General features: G+C 40.3%; 15 protein-coding genes. 10 read left to right on the top strand and 5 right to left on the bottom strand.

Features of this window, described 5'->3' with window-relative positions; genetic code table 11:
- Positions 1-294: 294 nt before the first annotated feature.
- Together NAF01_RS12470 and NAF01_RS12465 are read right to left on the bottom strand one after the other, a co-directional pair.
- Entirely contained in the window at positions 295-1,179 is an 885-nt protein-coding gene (locus NAF01_RS12470; RefSeq protein ID WP_250802388.1) for a hydroxymethylglutaryl-CoA lyase, read from the bottom strand.
- Positions 1,176-1,847 (bottom strand): GntR family transcriptional regulator, encoded by a 672-nt coding sequence (locus tag NAF01_RS12465; protein WP_197206862.1) that lies wholly within the window; start codon positions 1,845-1,847, stop codon positions 1,176-1,178. Before NAF01_RS12465 ends, NAF01_RS12470 begins: the two co-directional genes overlap by 4 nt.
- A 218-nt stretch (positions 1,848-2,065) precedes the next feature.
- Between NAF01_RS12465 and NAF01_RS12460 the strand changes: the two genes are divergently transcribed.
- The 8 genes from NAF01_RS12460 (at position 2,066) to NAF01_RS12425 (ending at position 10,483) form a co-directional block, all read left to right on the top strand.
- Complete coding sequence (locus tag NAF01_RS12460; RefSeq protein ID WP_227887278.1) at positions 2,066-3,268, top strand: CaiB/BaiF CoA transferase family protein; 1,203 nt, start codon at positions 2,066-2,068, stop codon at positions 3,266-3,268.
- A 12-nt stretch (positions 3,269-3,280) separates the two neighbouring features.
- Positions 3,281-4,708: a 3-isopropylmalate dehydratase large subunit gene (gene leuC, locus NAF01_RS12455; RefSeq protein WP_250802387.1), complete on the top strand. Its 1,428-nt coding sequence runs from the start codon at positions 3,281-3,283 to the stop codon at positions 4,706-4,708.
- Positions 4,705-5,319, top strand: coding sequence for a 3-isopropylmalate dehydratase small subunit (gene leuD / locus NAF01_RS12450; protein ID WP_250802386.1), 615 nt, complete (start codon positions 4,705-4,707; stop codon positions 5,317-5,319). The genes leuC and leuD overlap by 4 nt, the downstream gene beginning before the upstream one ends.
- A 15-nt stretch (positions 5,320-5,334) precedes the next feature.
- Positions 5,335-5,595, top strand: coding sequence for a hypothetical protein (locus tag NAF01_RS12445; RefSeq protein ID WP_248347465.1), 261 nt, complete (start codon positions 5,335-5,337; stop codon positions 5,593-5,595).
- Positions 5,592-7,100 carry a sodium:solute symporter family protein gene (locus NAF01_RS12440; RefSeq protein ID WP_248347464.1) on the top strand — a complete coding sequence of 503 codons (1,509 nt, stop codon included), beginning with the start codon at positions 5,592-5,594 and terminating at the stop codon, positions 7,098-7,100. Before NAF01_RS12445 ends, NAF01_RS12440 begins: the two co-directional genes overlap by 4 nt.
- Before the next feature lie 24 nt (positions 7,101-7,124).
- Positions 7,125-8,372 carry an MFS transporter gene (locus tag NAF01_RS12435; RefSeq protein ID WP_250802385.1) on the top strand — a complete coding sequence of 416 codons (1,248 nt, stop codon included), beginning with the start codon at positions 7,125-7,127 and terminating at the stop codon, positions 8,370-8,372.
- A 20-nt stretch (positions 8,373-8,392) separates the two neighbouring features.
- Positions 8,393-8,989: a flavin reductase family protein gene (locus NAF01_RS12430; RefSeq protein WP_226620131.1), complete on the top strand. Its 597-nt coding sequence runs from the start codon at positions 8,393-8,395 to the stop codon at positions 8,987-8,989.
- Positions 8,990-9,112: 123 nt separating this feature from the next.
- On the top strand, positions 9,113-10,483 hold the full coding sequence (locus NAF01_RS12425) for an aldehyde dehydrogenase (protein ID WP_250802384.1): 1,371 nt from the start codon (positions 9,113-9,115) through the stop codon (positions 10,481-10,483).
- A gap of 273 nt (positions 10,484-10,756) precedes the next feature.
- Here NAF01_RS12425 and NAF01_RS12420 read toward each other — a convergent pair whose 3' ends face one another.
- Complete coding sequence (locus NAF01_RS12420) at positions 10,757-10,930, bottom strand: type II toxin-antitoxin system SpoIISB family antitoxin (protein ID WP_197215337.1); 174 nt, start codon at positions 10,928-10,930, stop codon at positions 10,757-10,759.
- Positions 10,911-11,675, bottom strand: a complete 765-nt coding sequence (locus NAF01_RS12415) for a type II toxin-antitoxin system SpoIISA family toxin (RefSeq protein ID WP_197249879.1) — start codon at positions 11,673-11,675, stop codon at positions 10,911-10,913. The genes NAF01_RS12420 and NAF01_RS12415 overlap by 20 nt, the downstream gene beginning before the upstream one ends.
- Positions 11,676-12,581: 906 nt before the next feature.
- Between NAF01_RS12415 and NAF01_RS12410 the strand changes: the two genes are divergently transcribed.
- Positions 12,582-13,376, top strand: a complete 795-nt coding sequence (locus tag NAF01_RS12410; protein ID WP_197215333.1) for a PHP domain-containing protein — start codon at positions 12,582-12,584, stop codon at positions 13,374-13,376.
- Between the two features lie 155 nt (positions 13,377-13,531).
- Here the strand turns inward: NAF01_RS12410 and NAF01_RS12405 are convergent, their stop codons facing one another.
- Entirely contained in the window at positions 13,532-14,035 is a 504-nt protein-coding gene (locus NAF01_RS12405; protein WP_250802383.1) for a protein kinase family protein, read from the bottom strand.
- Between the two features lie 388 nt (positions 14,036-14,423).
- Between NAF01_RS12405 and NAF01_RS12400 the strand changes: the two genes are divergently transcribed.
- A complete protein-coding gene (locus NAF01_RS12400; protein WP_250802382.1) occupies positions 14,424-15,980 on the top strand; it encodes a hypothetical protein in 1,557 nt (518 codons plus the stop codon).
- Positions 15,981-16,221 lie beyond the last annotated feature (241 nt).

Genomic DNA, 16,221 nt, shown 5'->3' with positions numbered 1-16,221 from the left:
AGAGCGGATCAGGGTAACAATTCTTATTTAAGTACTTTGGACCAAAAGGTTAATGGATCTATCATGGTCCCCGGATTTAATTGGAAGTAAATCCCCGTTGGTAAAAAAGAGTTGCTTCTAGTTGATGTCTTAATTGTAAACTTTGCAAATAAAACAGTAAACTTGCAAATAGAACACAAAATATGCAAAGAAAAACACCAAACTAGCAAACAAATCAGTAAAACCTGCAAACAAAAGCTGCAGCCGCCATTTTAGACTAATAAAAAGCCATCCCACAGATGGCTTTCCCTCAAATTAAGCTATTCCTGCTTTCATTAACATCCCATCCAGCGGCCGTTCCATCACTGTTTCCATCCACTTGGCTGTTTCCAGTACAACAGGAAGATCTGTCCCAGTATCCGCACCCATACCGTGGAACATATTGATCATATCTTCTGTACAAACATTCCCGACTGCTTTTGGTGCGAATGGGCATCCGCCTAATCCGGCGATGGATGAATCAAAGCGGCGGACACCCGCATGATATCCCGCCAATACATTAGCCAGTCCCAAACCGCGCGTATTATGGAAGTGAAGTCCAAGCGAAAGATCCATTCCAAAAGTATCAAAGAATGTTTCTGCCACTTTTTGGACCTGAACAGGATTGGCCATACCTGTTGTATCAGCCAGAGTGATTTCAGTACAGCCGGCTTCTAAAAATCTTTCAGCCGCTTTCAGCACGTTTTCTAATGGAACTTCTCCTTCAAACGGACATCCAAATGAGGTGCCCAATACTCCAGATACACCTTTGCCTGAAGAGGCACCGTCTTTAATTACCTGACTAAGTTCTTCAACAGCCTGCTCAACAGTCCTTTTCGCATTCCGTAAATTGAACGAATCACTTGTCGTGGTTACAACATGAAGAAAATCCACATCGGTCTTAAGTGCACGTTCAAGCCCTGACCGGCTTAAAACCAGGCCGCCATAGCGGACCCCATTTCTTTTAGGCAGTGATTTCAGAACTTCTTCTGCATCGGCCATCTGAGGAACAACCTTCGGATTGACAAAAGAGACGGCTTCTATATTGCGGATGCCGGAATCAAGTAATCTTGTAATCAGTTCAACTTTGGATTCCGTTGAGACCATTTTGCACTCGTTCTGTAACCCATCCCGGGGGCCAACTTCACAAATTTCAATCATTTTCCTTCCTCCTTCAGCAGATGAATGTTTTTGATTTGCTCCAGATGCTTCAAAACATGATCACGGCCCTGGTAAATATGTTCGTGCATCGCAATGCGGGCACGTTCAGGCTCCCGATTTTTGATCGCTTCCAGGATGGTTTTATGTACCTCAAGTGATTGCTTTAGCTGAAAGCTGTTATACCAATAGAAGGACCGGAACACAATTGGAACGACGACAACCTTGGAAATGTGGAAATGAATATGCTCATTTTTGGAAGCTGCGACAATAGCTTCATGGAATTTCTGGTTTACCTGAACAATATCTTTCAGGCTTTCCATATTGGATTCCACATGCCGGCTAATTGCTTCTTCATATAAAATATTGGCACTTTCCATTTTAAGAAGGTCACTTTCTGTCCGATGTATCGCCGCCTGGCTGGCAGCGTATCCTTCGAGCAGGGTGCGCAGGTCATAAATTTGCCGAATATCATCTTTTGTAAAATGTCTTACGCTGACCCCGCGCTTTAAAGGAATAACTAGTCCTTCTGCTTCAAGCTGCCTAATTGCTTCTCTAATAGGAGTGCGGCTAATATTCATCTTTTTAGCCAATGACTCTTCAGCGAGCCGCATACCAGGGACAAATTTCCCTTCAATAATGGCATCTTTTATATATTCGTATGCATCCATAACAACACCTCAACTTAATTGTATACAAACGGGAAAATTATTACAACAAATATTCTGAAAATTTATACTGAAACTTAATCAAATCAATGTTTTTAAAGAGATATCAGAAAATTTTAAAATTGTTATTGACTTATTGTATACAAACAATTAAATTTGTATACAAGATTGAGAAAATTTAAATATAAAAGCGCATTCAAGAAATAACAGGAGGGAATTACATGTCAGAAAAACAGCTTCCACTGCAAGATATAAGAGTTCTTGAGCTTGGCACACTATTAGCTGGACCATTTTCAGGACGTCTTCTTGGGGACTTTGGTGCTGAAATCATCAAGGTTGAACCTCCAGGAAAATCAGATCCCATGAGAAACTGGGGAAAGTCAAAGGATGGAGTTGGGCTATGGTGGCCGATTCAATCGCGAAATAAAAAATCAATCACATTAAACCTGCGCGAAGAAGAAGGGCAGCAGGTTTTAAGAGAACTTGTTAAAGAAGCCGATGTTGTCATTGAGAATTTCCGCCCGGGCACAATGGAAAAATGGAATCTTTCCTACGAAACATTGTCGGAGATAAACCCCAGATTAATAATGGTCCGGACTTCCGGATATGGACAGACTGGGCCGTATAAGCATCGTGCCGGCTTCGGCAGTGTCGGCGAAGCAATGGGGGGGCTAAGAAATGTAACCGGTTTCCCTGACAGGCCGCCATCGCGAATAGGTGTATCCATTGGTGATACACTGGCAGCACTTTTTGCCACGATCGGCTGCCTGGTTGCTTTACATGAGAGGGAGCGTTCAGGAAAGGGGCAGGTAGTCGATACAGCCCTCTATGAATCTGTATTCTCTGTGATGGAAAGCATTATTCCGGATTATCTTCTAGCAGGATACATAAGGGAAAGGATGGGCAATATTCTGCCAGGTGTTGCGCCATCCAATATTTATTTTACAAAGGATAAAACATATATCGTGATCGGCGCCAATGCGGATGGAGTGTTCAGCAGATTATGTGAGGCAATGGAGCAGCCGGAATTGGCGAAGGACCCAAGATTTTCAACACATCATGCAAGAGGAGAGAACATGAAGCTTCTTGACTCCATGATCGAAGAATGGACTAAGACTCTCCCGGCTAAAGAAGCGCTAAAAATCCTTGAAGATAAAGGAGTGCCTTCAGGGCTCATCTATTCAGCTAAAGATATTCTGGAAGATCCCCATTATAAAGAACGGGACATGATCATCAAAGTTGATCATCCGCAGCTGGGGGAGTTTCCAATGCCTGGCATTGTTCCAAAATTAAGCAGGACACCAGGGGAAGTGAAGCATGCCGGCCCTGAAGCGATGGGCAAGCATAACAATGATATCTACTCAGGCCTCCTTGGTTTCGATGAAGATAGATTAGAAGAATTGAAGAAAAAAAATATCATTTAGGAGGGCTTCAACATGGGGCGGACTCTATATGAAAAAATTTGGGATAAACATGCAGTGCTTGAGCAGCAGAACCAGCCTTCCCTTTTGTACATTGATCTTCATTTAATTCATGAAGTCACATCCCCGCAGGCTTTTGAAGGCTTAAGAATCAATAATCGCAGAGTAAGAAAGCCTGAGCTGACGGTTGCGACCATGGACCACAGCATCCCAACAACAGATCGCACATTGCCATTCAGGGATGAAATCGCAAAGAAGCAAGTCGATGCATTAGAAAAAAACTGCAGTGATTTCGGCATACAGCTTTTTGACTTGAACAGCAGTAATCAGGGAATCGTACACGTCATTGCTCCTGAACTGGGATTAACCCAGCCAGGGATGACGATTGTATGCGGCGACAGTCATACCTCTACACATGGTGCGTTCGGAGCACTTGCCTTTGGCATCGGTACAAGTGAAGTTGAACATGTTCTTGCCACCCAGACATTAAAGCAATTTAAATCAAAAACTTTGGCAATAAATATACATGGACAATTGCCGCAGGGGACTACTGCCAAGGATCTGATTCTTTCAATCATTGGAAAATATGGACATGATTTTGCAACAGGATATGTGGTTGAATATCGCGGCGAAGCCATCCGGAAATTAACGATGGAAGAGCGCATGACCGTCTGTAATATGAGCATCGAAATGGGAGCGAGGGCTGGACTAATTGAGCCTGACAGCAAAACCTTTGCGTTCTTGAAAGGAAAACAGGAGGTTCCTGAAGGAAATCTATGGGAAGAAGCCCTTGAAGAGTGGAAGCAATATTATACAGATGAGGATGCAAAATTTGATTTGACCGCTGATTTTAATGCTGCTGAAGTCATCCCGCAGGTTACCTGGGGGACGAATCCAGGCCAGGTTGCCGGCATTACAGAAACTATCCCGAAACTTGAAGATATGTCTGAAGATCATGTGCGGCCTGCAAAAAAGGCACTGCAGTATATGGGTCTGGAACCGGGAACACCGATCACCGAAATAGGGATCGACAAAGTCTTTATCGGCTCCTGTACAAACAGCCGAATTGAAGATCTCCGCAAGGCTGCTAAAATCGCAAACGGTTTTAAAGTTGCGGAACATGTGGAAGCCTTGGTTGTTCCCGGTTCACAGCTAGTAAAAATTCAGGCAGAGGCTGAAGGGCTTGACCAGATTTTTATAGAGGCCGGTTTCCAATGGAGAGAAGCGGGCTGCAGCATGTGCCTGGGAATGAATGAGGATTTGGTTCTTCCGGAAGAGCGCTGTGCATCCACCTCAAACCGGAACTTTGAAGGCAGGCAGGGAAGGAATGCCAGGACCCATTTGGTCAGCCCGGTAATGGCAGCGGCTGCAGCGATTGCCGGGCGGTTTACAGATGTGAGGGAGTGGCCAGTTAAGGAAAGAAAGGAGGTCAGTTTAAAATGAAATCTTTTACGAGATTTACAGGCATCGTTGCTCCGCTTGATGCGGCAAATGTTGACACAGATGCCATTATCCCGAAGCAATTTCTTAAAAGTATTGAAAGAACAGGGTTTGGCAAATTTCTTTTCTATGAATGGCGATATGGAAATGACAGGGAAAAGCCGGATTTCATTCTAAATCGCGAACCATACCGAAATGCGCCTATACTGCTGACCCGCAAAAATTTTGGATGTGGCTCATCCAGGGAGCATGCACCATGGGCGATTGCAGAATATGGAATAAAAGTAATCCTGGCTCCATCATTCGCAGATATTTTCTATAATAATTGTTTCAAAAATGGGATCCTGCCAGTCGTTTTGCCCGATCAGGATATAGAATTTCTTTTTCGGAAAACAAGAGAAATACCTGGCTATCAGATTAAAGTCGATTTAGAGAGTCAGAGAATAGAAGATTCTTTTGGATACATGTCAGAATTCGAGATAGGCTCCTATCGAAAAGATCAGCTGTTACAAGGATTGGATGAAATTGGAGCGACCCTTCAATCATCTCAAAATATAGACTCCTTTGAATCAGGACATAAGATTTACTACAAGCTGGGCGTCGAAATTAATTAATAGGGAGGCAGTCGAATGGAAGACAGAACGATAAAAGAACCTATTCGCAAGAAATGGATTTGGGTAGTCCTCGCCATCATAACACTTGGCGTAGTACCCTGGTATTTTCCGGATGCTGCTGCAGAACCTTATATTCTCGGGTTTCCGTTATGGGCATTTATCTCTGCAGCTTTTTCCATTCTCATGTGCGGGTATTTAAGCTGGCTATGTGTGAATGAGTGGAATATCGTGGAGGACCAGGAAGAAGCCGAAAGAGCAAAGGGGGATAAATCATGAATGATTTAGCATTTGCAGGCACAGATGGGATCATTATCTTATCAGCATTTGCCATAATCATGCTGCTAATTGGTTACCTGTCCGGCAGAGGCGATAAGAACCTTCATCACAGTCTTTCAGGATATTATCTTGCCGGAAGAAACCTCGGTTTCATTGCACTCTTTTTCACCCTATATGCGACGCAATATAGCGGAAATACTATTGTCGGCTATGCACCGACAGCCTATCGGACAGGCTTCTCATGGATACAGTCCATCTCGTTTATGACAATTATTATCGGAATCTATTTACTGTTTGCACCAAGGCTTTATGTCATTGCAAAGAAAAGAAATTTTGTAACACCTACTGACTGGATCGATCACCGCTTTAAATCAAAGGCAGTCACATTGCTTAGTATCTTTCTCATGCTTTGGGGGCTTGGAAACTATCTATTAGAACAGCTGGTAGCAATCGGACAGGCTGTATCCGGAATGACGGGCGGAACCATTCCATACCAGATTGCTGTTATTGTCTTCGTTGCTGTCATGCTTGCCTATGAATGGATGGGCGGAATGAAGGCGGTTGCATTCACAGATGTTATGCAGGGCATTGTTCTTATGATCGGCATCATCGTCTTTCTCATTGGAGGCTTGTACCTCGTCGGAGGAAATTTCTCTGATGTTACAAGATATGTAGCAGAGATTGAGCCTGCAAAAACGGCAGTTCCTCCAATGGAAGTGAATATTAATTGGTTAAGTATGCTCCTGCTGGTTGGACTTGGAGCAAGTATTTATCCACATGCTGTTCAGAGAATATATTCTGCGCAAAGCGAAAAAACACTGAAAAAATCATTTGCCCGCATGGCATGGATGCCGCCTATTACAACAGGACTTGTATTTATGGTGGGCATCATTGGAATCATGCTTTTTCCTGGCCTTGATAAGACAGGTTCTGAGCAGCTCGTAGGTTTGATGGCCAATGAAATAGCTGCCATTAATCCATTTTACTACTGGGTTATGATCATTTTCTTTGGGGGCATTGTGGCCGCCATTATCTCAACAGCGGATTCAGTTCTGCTCAGTTTTTCATCGATGCTCTCAAATGATGTATATGGGAAATTCATCAATCCTCAGGCATCTGAACACAAGAAGGTTATGGTTGGGAAAGTATGCGGAATTATCGCCATCATCTTTCTTCTGTGGATTGCCTGGAATCCTCCGGGAACCCTTTATGAAATTTTTGTATTGAAATTCGAATTGCTGGTTCAGGTTTTCCCTGCTTTTGTATTGGGCTTATATTGGAAGCGCTTATCAGGAAAGGCTGTCTTCTGGGGGATGCTTTCAGGAGCCATATTAGCCGGATTGCTTACATGGACAGGCTACAAAACCATCTATGGAATTCATGGCGGTGTTCTGGGACTGGGGCTGAACTTTTTAATTTGTATTGCAGGAACCCTCTTAGCTCCAGCTGTTTCAAAAAGCAAAGTGCTGGAGGAAGATTTATCAGCAATCAATTTAAAGGCCTAAGAGCCAAAAAAGAGATGATTGATTATGAGCAATTCACTGGCAAAAAAAGAATTTGCCTTAACTGAAAATCCATGGCGAATGCTATTGTTTCTATTGCTCTCACAGCTGATGGTAGCATTTGTCGGCCGCAGTATTGGTCCGCTGGGCGTATTAATTGGGGAAGATCTTTCCCTGACAAAGTCACAAATCGGCATGCTCCCGGCGGCATTGTTTTTGGGCCAGGCCATTATTTCCGTGCCTGCCGGCTTTCTGACAGACCTGGCAGGATCCCGTAAATTACTGGTGCTCGCATCAGCTTTAATGGGCTTAGGCTATCTTTTCATGACTATGCTCCATGAATTTTGGCTTGTCCTGTTATTGATTGTCATCGGAGGAATAGGGTATGGATCCATGCATCCGATAACAAACAGGGGCATCATTTATTGGTTTCCGCTTAAACAGCGGGGGACCGCGATGGGAATAAAGCAAACAGGCATCACGGCAGGATCGGCTCTGGCCAGTTTGATACTGCTTCCGCTTAGTGTATCTTTTGGCTGGAGATTTGTACTTCTTACCGCTTGCATTCTTTTATTGGCGGGCGGATTCGTTTCCTATCATTTTTATCGGGATCCACCTGAACTGGAACAAGCGAAAGGCAGCAGAATGAGTTTGCTCCAATTTTACAAATCAATGTTTAAAATGTTTAAAAATAAAGCTTTGATGCTGGTAAGCTTTAGTGCTCTCGGTTTGAATGGTACTCAAATGTGTTTAAATACGTACATTGTTTTGTTTGCCTATGAACAGCTGAAGATTTCAATCTTTTTATCAGGTATTCTCCTGGTTATATCCGAAGTATTCGGAACCATTGGCAGGGTTTCCTGGGGAATCATAAGCGATAGGCTGTTTGAAGGAAAACGTGTTGTGATCCTTATGATTATAACCATAATTACCGCAATGGCCAGTACGTCAGCTGCTGTCATTACTTCAGCCCCATTTTGGGTAATGGCTCCCATTACAGCTCTGTTTGGATTTGCTGCTTCAGGCTTTAATGGCATCTGGATGAATCTTGCAAGTGAATTGGTGCCGAGAGAACAAGCAGGCATCTCAAGCGGGATCAGTATCACACTGGGATCAGCCGGGGCCATTATCATTCCGCCCTTGTTCGGTTTAATCGTGGATAAGACTGGTCAATTTTCTTCCGGGTGGTTTTTAATCACTGGTATGATGTTTATTGTTTTTACTTTACTGACAGCATTATCGATTATGAATAAAAAGAATAACTATGTTATTTAAAGGTGGAAGGAGTGATCCGTTTGGAATTTAACCCTTCGGAACTTGGAGAAAAAGAAGTGTACAAATTATTAACCGGATCTGTCGTCCCAAGACCGATTGCCTGGGTTTCCACTGTATCAGAGGATGGCGGCCTGAATCTCGCACCTTTCAGTTTTTTCACTGTTGCTTCAAGAAATCCTCCCATGCTCTGTATTTCTATTGGACCTGGCGTTGGAGACAGGGAAGGGACAGAAAAAGATACATTGGTCAATATTCGAGCGACAAAAGAGTTTGTCATCAATGTGGTTCCTGCACCATTGGGAAATCAAATGCAAAAAAGTGCAGAGAATCTTCCGAGTAATGCTGATGAGTTTGAAGCGGCAGGGCTTTCCGTTGCTGAAAGTCATATGGTCGCCCCGAAGAGGGTAAAAGAAGCACCAATCCATATGGAATGCAAGCTGGAACAGATTATTAAGCTGGGAAGCGATCATCTGATTATTGGGAGAATGGTACATTATCATATTGACGATGATTACTACCTCGGTAATTATAAAGTGAACTTGGAAAAACTGCAGCCGCTTGGAAGGCTGGCAGGAAACTATAGTGAAAACAGCGAATTCTTTAAGCTGCCGAGATAATATTTCAAATGCCGGACCTTATGGCCGGCATTTTTTTTGCCATGGGAGTATACCTATTTATGTATTTCCGCCAGTCAAGATGATAATATATCCTTAAACCTTAGACCCATCTGGAGGTATTCCATGGAAAACTACGCGGATCTCATTCAAAAACAAAGAAATTTCTTCACCCAGGGTAAAACAAAGGATGTCACATTCCGAATGGAAGCGCTCGGCAAGCTTCGCTCGGTCATTAAGCAGCATGAGCAGGAATTAATGGATGCGTTAAAGGCTGATCTCAATAAAAGTGAATTCGATGCCTATTTAACCGAAATCGGAATTCTGCTTGAAGAGATCCGCTTTACGATGAAGCACCTGAAAAAATGGGCAAAGCCAAGAAAGGTGAAGTCGTCGCTTGCACAGATCGGTTCAAAAAGCTATATCTATCCGGAGGCATACGGAGTTGCGCTTATCATAGCGCCCTGGAATTATCCTTTCCAGCTTGCGATCGCACCGCTGATTGGAGCGATCGCTGCAGGAAACTGCGCAATCCTGAAGCCATCGGAATTAACACCGCAAACTTCGGCATTGCTGTCAAAGTTGATCAGCAGCCATTTTCCTGAAGAATATATATCAGTTGTTGAAGGCGATGCAGAAACAAGTACAGCTCTTTTAAATGAAAAGCTGGACTATATTTTCTTCACAGGCAGTGTCCCTGTTGGAAAAATCATTATGGAAGCGGCTTCGAAAAATCTTACACCTGTTACGCTGGAACTGGGCGGGAAGAGTCCATGCATAGTGCATGAAGATGCTAATCTGAAGCTTGCTGCGAAGAGAATAGCCTGGGGAAAGTACATTAATGCCGGCCAGACATGTGTAGCTCCTGATTATCTTTATGTTCACAGCAGAGTAAAAGAAGAATTTCTTAAAGAACTAAAGCAGGCCATACAGGAGCTTTATGGAGAAAATCCGATTGCATCCGGCCGATTTACGCGAATCGTCAGTGAAAAACACTTCAGCCGGCTCGCTAAATTTTTAACCAATGGCACTGCTATTCACGGAGGCAGGCATGATTTAAGCGCTCTAAGCATCGAACCGACTGTTCTCGGCAATATAACCTGGAATGATGAGGTTATGCAGGATGAAATATTCGGGCCGATTCTCCCCGTGCTTGAATATGCCGACTTGTCCAAAATGATTGGAGAAGTTACAGCACGACCGAAACCTTTGGCCCTATATATCTTTACAGAAAGTGAGGGTGTCCAAAGCCAGATTCTAAGCAGCATTTCCTTTGGAGGGGGATGCATTAATGATACTGTTTATCATTTGAGCTCACCATATCTTCCTTTCGGAGGGGTAGGGGAGAGCGGGATTGGCGCTTATCACGGAAAGGGCAGCTTTGATGTGTTTTCACATGAAAAAAGCATACTGAAGCAAACCACCAGATTTGATCTGCCATTCCGGTATCCGACTACAAAGGATGCACTGAAAAAAGTGAAGCTTTTTATAAAATAACAGTCTTCATGCAAGGCGGTTTTATTATGCATTATTTTTGGGCAGCTTTTTCCCTTTGTTTAAATTCTCAATCGCAGCTTCCGTTTTTTTGGAAAGATTTTTCGTATAAGGGGATAAAGAAAAGGTGGGGAAGTCTATATTTTTTACTTTTTTAGTCAGCTTTTTCATTTCGATCAGCCCTTTAATTAGGATTTATTTCTTTATTATATGTCCCTGAAAAGTGAACATGAATAAAGGCGTGGAAGAAAAATTCCTCCACGCCTTATAGTATGCTCATGACTTACTTTTTGTATAAACGCTTATCAATCTTTTATTTTCTTTAATAATCCGATCTGTATGCGGGCTGACTTCAAATTCTGGGAGCCTGATCCGTGACTTCTTTTTCATGATTTTCATGGTGTTCTTTGTACTTAATTTGTGCTTTTCTTTATCCGCTGGTTCCTTCATGGTCTTCGTCCTCCTGTTCAGCAGGGAGCATTAGGTCGTATATTGATATGAGTGAAGTGATTAACAAGTAGTCGAATTCGGTGACAAAATCATCGGAGGTCAATTTAATAACATAATAGTCTTCAAGTATAGAAAAAGGAATTAATGCCAATTTTTCATCAGCATCATAATATACTTCCTTGCGGTCCAGCCGGCTGTGAATTAACGCTTTATCTGGATAGTGCTCAAGCAAATAATCTTTATCTTCCTGTGTCGTGTATTTGCATAAAGAAGCTTTCATATCCACTTTTTCCGCGTAATCAGCCATAAGCTTTTCAATGCCCGCAATATAGGCTTCCATATCTCCATAATAAACGTCGATCGGCTCATTTTTCAACAAATACTGAAAGGATTTCAGTTTATTCATTTGAGAGTTCAAAAGGTCGTTATTTTCTTCGAGCAATTCCATCGTATCCGTTGCCAGTTCATTATTGCCGACTCTTTTCAGGTAAGAGCCCAGGAAAATAAATGCATCAACAAGCGCAAAAATAATCGCAACAATCAGGTAATTCAGCCAGTCATTAAAAATGGAAGCCGGCTCTTTGGTCCAATAAATAACCGCCCCCAGTACATAGATGATATACCAGGTCTTTCGGATCGCAAACATTCTTTCCTTAACTTTCTTTTCCCATCTCCACACAGAAAAAACATAAAAGCCGAGACAAGCGACAATCATCCAAACCGCAATCTTAAAGAAAAGGAGCAATAGAATCGCCTCGTCAATCAATAAATTTAAATACGGTTAGAAAATTTGCAAAATTTGCCTTATAGTTACATTATAACAGAGATTATGTCAACAATTTGAAAATAAATTGGGCCGGATGAAAAATATGAGGAAATACCTATTTATTATTGTTGCAGCGATTATAAAACTTTCATTTTTCAATCATCGAAGCATCCGGAAAGCGGTGGAATTGTGTGAGGAGGGGAAGGGGATTCCACAGGTTAAAAAAGACATGCTTGCTGTCAATTGGCGTGTTAGCTGTGATAAGTAATTCTATGTAAATTGTTCTTTCATTTCATTTAGGCCATGAGACAGCCAATTATTTATCCCCTTCATATAATAAAAATTGAAATATGCAGAAGGGAGAGATTCACAGCAGTGACAAGGATATTGAGGGTTGAAAAATGGATTTCATCTAAGGATTTAGATAAAGAGCTAAGAAATTTATTATTAGTTGTGAAGAGAGATCAGAAGACTTTGGAAGACAGCTTTTATAAAAATTGTACTTAGGAACAGCTGGCATCCTCTGACAGCTAGGGGCAGGGACGAATCAGATGTATATCTATACGGTACGGAAAGCTGCGAAGGGGATTGCCGATTTTATTGCTGCAAAAAGAGTTGATGTATACGATAAAGGTGAAGTCTTGCAAATGATTGTATGCGAAAGTCAAAAGAGTTTGCATTGGAAGTATCCAAAACAGTTGGGATTCAAGTAATTAAAGAATTTCTTTTTAAGTCTGTTAACCTTGAGTGTTGACTTCCGCTAGGGTGTCGTGCATTCCACTCCAATCAACATTCTTCAAAATCAACATTTAGCTTTAACATAGCCATATTTTTAAAGAATTATGAAAATAGTTGCGGATTCACAAATAGAAAGGAGTTAAATATATGAATCTTACAAGCATAATTGAAAAGGGTCATTTTGATCTCCATATGCACACTACCGCATCCGATGGCAGTTTTTCACCATCAGAAGTGGTGGAAATGGCAGCGGCCAAAGGAATTACCACCCTTGCGATTACAGACCATGATACAACCAATGGGATTAAAGAAGCGATGGAAGCCGGAAAAAGACTGGGTGTGAATGTCATTCCAGGAATCGAGTTAAGTACTAAGTATAAGGGGAAAAACATTGATATACTAGGCTACCAAATCGACGAGTCAAAAGAATTATTAGCAGTTTTGAAAAAAATTCGGAACCACCGAGAAAACAGGGCCCAAATAATTGTAAATAAATTTTGCGAATTAGGGATGACTATCACAGAAGAAGATGTCCAAAAGCAAAGTAAAGGAGAGGTAATAGCGCGTCCCCATATAGCAAAGGCTGTAGTTGAGAAAGGGTATGCAAAAAATACACAAGAAGTTTTTGATTTGTATTTGGGTGATGGAAAACCATGCGCAGTAGATAAAATGGTCCTTACACCGGATGAGGGAATAAAATTAATTCACAATACAGGGGGAATAGCTGTTTTAGCACATCCGATGCTAATTCAAGATGATTTAATTGTAGAGGAACTAATGCAGCTTCCCTTTGATGGAATTGAAGTTTGGCATCGTAAACACCAGCCAGAAGATGTCATTCGTTATAAAGGTGTAGGCCAAAAGTATAAAAAAATAATTACAGGCGGATCCGATTTTCATAATGAAGAGCACTTAATGGGAGATTTTGGATATGATTTATAATAAAGAAGAGCTGTTCACTATTGAAACAGCTCTTCTTTGCTTTTTTTGGTGATTAAGCTATTGATCATTGAAGATTACCGTGCCTTTCTTATTGATTATATGGAAGATTTTTAGTTTCTTCTTATTCGGGGAGTGACTTTATACTATACCGCACCCTATTTCATTTCGAAATTCCCATAGTCAATAACAACGATTTCTCCTTCTTGAGATAATGCTAGATTGGTATTTTTTACGTCGAAAGGAGTAATTCCATAATTTGAGAATTTGCTATTCAATTGGCTTAATTTCTCTGCATATTTTTCATCCATAGGTATTCCCGGTACCATTCTTTCCATAATAATCCAGCCTTGTCCAATTTCTATAACTGGACATAGATGCTCTTTCAACCCAGGAGGACAGTTATTGTAAATGTTATATTCATTCCTATTATTAAAAAATCCCTTACGAGAAATGACAATTTTTAATACATAATTATTCTGGAGGTCGTAGACAATCCGGTGGGATCCACTTCCTATCATTTCATATTTTAATTGTAAAATACTTTCTGCGCGCATGCCCTTTTCTTTCCTTCTTAATTTAACATTTTTAGGAGTCTTCATACGAGATAACCATAATTTTATGGAATGGATATCTCGATCTGACAAGAAAAGACTCTTCACTCCATCACTCCTTTACTATTTTTATGAAGATTGTTAACAATATATCGTATGTGAATCAATGCAATATCGCATGGGTAAGGTGGAAAAAAAGTAAAGTAATAGAGTTAAATAAATGGGGGAATTCTGCTGTTTTATATTTTTACCTTTTTTCATTATCTGATTAAAGTATTTATTCCTATAAATAGGTATTTTCAATGTTTGTATTTTTTGGGGTAGATTAACTATACAGCTTTTTTGACCGAGCATATATTAGAATCAGTGGTATATTATGAAATTCATTTAAAGCGCACGGTATGCTTATTTACCCTCGAAGTTTGATTACAATAAGATAATTTAACAGGTGAAAATACCTGAATCACTATAATAGCAATAAGGATGTGTTATAAAATTGAACGAGGAGCAACCGAATCATAACCTTAATATCGAATTAGCCAAGGAATGCTGGAATTATTATAATAAGAATCTCTTTTCAGAAATAAATAGTTTACATGTAGAAGCCCTACAAAGCCTGTCGATGGAGGAGGTAGATAAATGGCTAACAGGGGAGCTGACATTCTATAATAATGTAGGTGAAATTAATTCAGCAAAAGTGTTTAACGATTATGAAAAGGGCCAAATTAAAAAACTCTATTCTCAAATAATGGATCCTGATTTTATCAATAATCTCCTTAACATGGCTATAGAAAAAAATGAAATTTTAATAGATAGCCTTTTTGGAAATGAAAAGGCTAGTTCAAAGCAGAGCATTTATCTTCCTGTGCATATGGGGAGGAATTTTCTAAGGTTTATAGATGGAAATGAATCCTTTTATATTATTCAACGGTTCAGTTTTACGGGTATTTATTTTCCCGCAAGGAAGACTGTTTTTGAGATCACAGGTAAAAAATATAGAAATAAAAACTTAAAAAAACATGTACAGCAGCTGAACAGAGAAACTGTTCGCATATTTGATAAAATTGTAACCTTCTTAAAATCGATAAATAGGGTATCTCTTTATGGTCTTTTAGTTTCCTGCCAAAGACCTTATCATTATTTTAGAGACTTCTTGCCTATCATACACAACTTCCGCCATGTATCAGATCTTGATGTTAACAAAACTGATCCTTTCGGAAAAATCCCCAAGATTATTTCATTCGAAGATGGGATGTTTTATTCAATAAAAAACCTTTATTCACTTCCTTGTGAAGAACAAGTAGTTGATAAAACAGATTTGAACGAGATTCTATATAATAACTATGGATTTATTATTCAACCATCTTCTAACAATAGGCACTATTCGGAAAAGCTATTATCAGATTTAAGTAATTTACTGATCAGTAAGTCAATTGAAAGATTATTAGAACAACAGAAGGAAAGGAATAACTTTGAAAAATTAAAGGATTGCTTTCCAATTTTATGGTTCGGCATATGCGGTGAAAAAAGGTCATGGATCGAAAAGGCTGAAGGAATACAAAAAATTGTCCGTGAAGTGCATAAACTATATCCAAATGTTGGTATTGTGTTAGACGGACTAACTTCTACAGAAGCACAAAATGAAAAACAATTCAGAAAGGAAAGTGCCCGAGAGGATGCAGAAGCTGCGAAACAAATATTAAATAGAATTGATCCATCAATACCAAGTTTTAATCTTATTGGAAGTACTTCTAAAAAGAAAATTGCTTATGCCTCTCAGATAGATTTTTTCTTAACAAGTTATTCCACTGATACTATGTACGTTGCCCATGTTTGTGGAAAACATGGTGTAGCACATTTAAACACCATTAAAAACATAAACCTGCACAAACACCCCTCTATTTATAAAATTCCGGATAAGTATGTAAAAAACATCCTAGTTGATAAAAACAAAAATGAAGGACCAAATGTAAGCTACAGTGTGGACCCAGAAGTTGTTTGCATGATATTTATGAAAAAGCTAAAAAAGTCCCTTTCAAAAAATGGAAAGTAGGATTTTACCCTTTTAAAGATGTTAGGAGGTGCTCAAAAACAGCGCCTCCATTTTCTTTTCCTTTGAATAAAAAAATAAGGAATAATCAATTAGAGATCATAGCCATTAACAATGGTATTGGTTATGTTTTCTGTTCCACTCCTTATTTGCCCAACAATGGCTTTAGTCCATACCATTTAATTCGAGTTACATATTATATTTACAGGATATGGCTTACTTTAAATACGCAAACAATCCTTTT

This window comes from Cytobacillus firmus (assembly GCF_023657595.1).
Classification (GTDB): Bacteria; Bacillota; Bacilli; order Bacillales; family Cytobacillaceae; genus Cytobacillus; species Cytobacillus firmus_B.
The sequence above is the reverse complement of the archived record's forward strand: the minus strand, read 5'-3'. Positions and strand labels throughout refer to the sequence as shown.

What these genes read in the sequence shown, in the direction of transcription:
- NAF01_RS12470 (WP_250802388.1), bottom strand. Translation starts at nt 1,179, where the DNA reads ATGATTGAAATTTGTGAAGTTGGCCCCCGGGATGGGTTACAGAACGAG.
- NAF01_RS12465 (WP_197206862.1), bottom strand. Translation starts at nt 1,847, where the DNA reads ATGGATGCATACGAATATATAAAAGATGCCATTATTGAAGGGAAATTT.
- NAF01_RS12460 (WP_227887278.1), top strand. Translation starts at nt 2,066, where the DNA reads ATGTCAGAAAAACAGCTTCCACTGCAAGATATAAGAGTTCTTGAGCTT.
- leuC (WP_250802387.1), top strand. Translation starts at nt 3,281, where the DNA reads ATGGGGCGGACTCTATATGAAAAAATTTGGGATAAACATGCAGTGCTT.
- leuD (WP_250802386.1), top strand. Translation starts at nt 4,705, where the DNA reads ATGAAATCTTTTACGAGATTTACAGGCATCGTTGCTCCGCTTGATGCG.
- NAF01_RS12445 (WP_248347465.1), top strand. Translation starts at nt 5,335, where the DNA reads ATGGAAGACAGAACGATAAAAGAACCTATTCGCAAGAAATGGATTTGG.
- NAF01_RS12440 (WP_248347464.1), top strand. Translation starts at nt 5,592, where the DNA reads ATGAATGATTTAGCATTTGCAGGCACAGATGGGATCATTATCTTATCA.
- NAF01_RS12435 (WP_250802385.1), top strand. Translation starts at nt 7,125, where the DNA reads ATGAGCAATTCACTGGCAAAAAAAGAATTTGCCTTAACTGAAAATCCA.
- NAF01_RS12425 (WP_250802384.1), top strand. Translation starts at nt 9,113, where the DNA reads ATGGAAAACTACGCGGATCTCATTCAAAAACAAAGAAATTTCTTCACC.
- NAF01_RS12420 (WP_197215337.1), bottom strand. Translation starts at nt 10,930, where the DNA reads ATGAAGGAACCAGCGGATAAAGAAAAGCACAAATTAAGTACAAAGAAC.
- NAF01_RS12410 (WP_197215333.1), top strand. Translation starts at nt 12,582, where the DNA reads ATGAATCTTACAAGCATAATTGAAAAGGGTCATTTTGATCTCCATATG.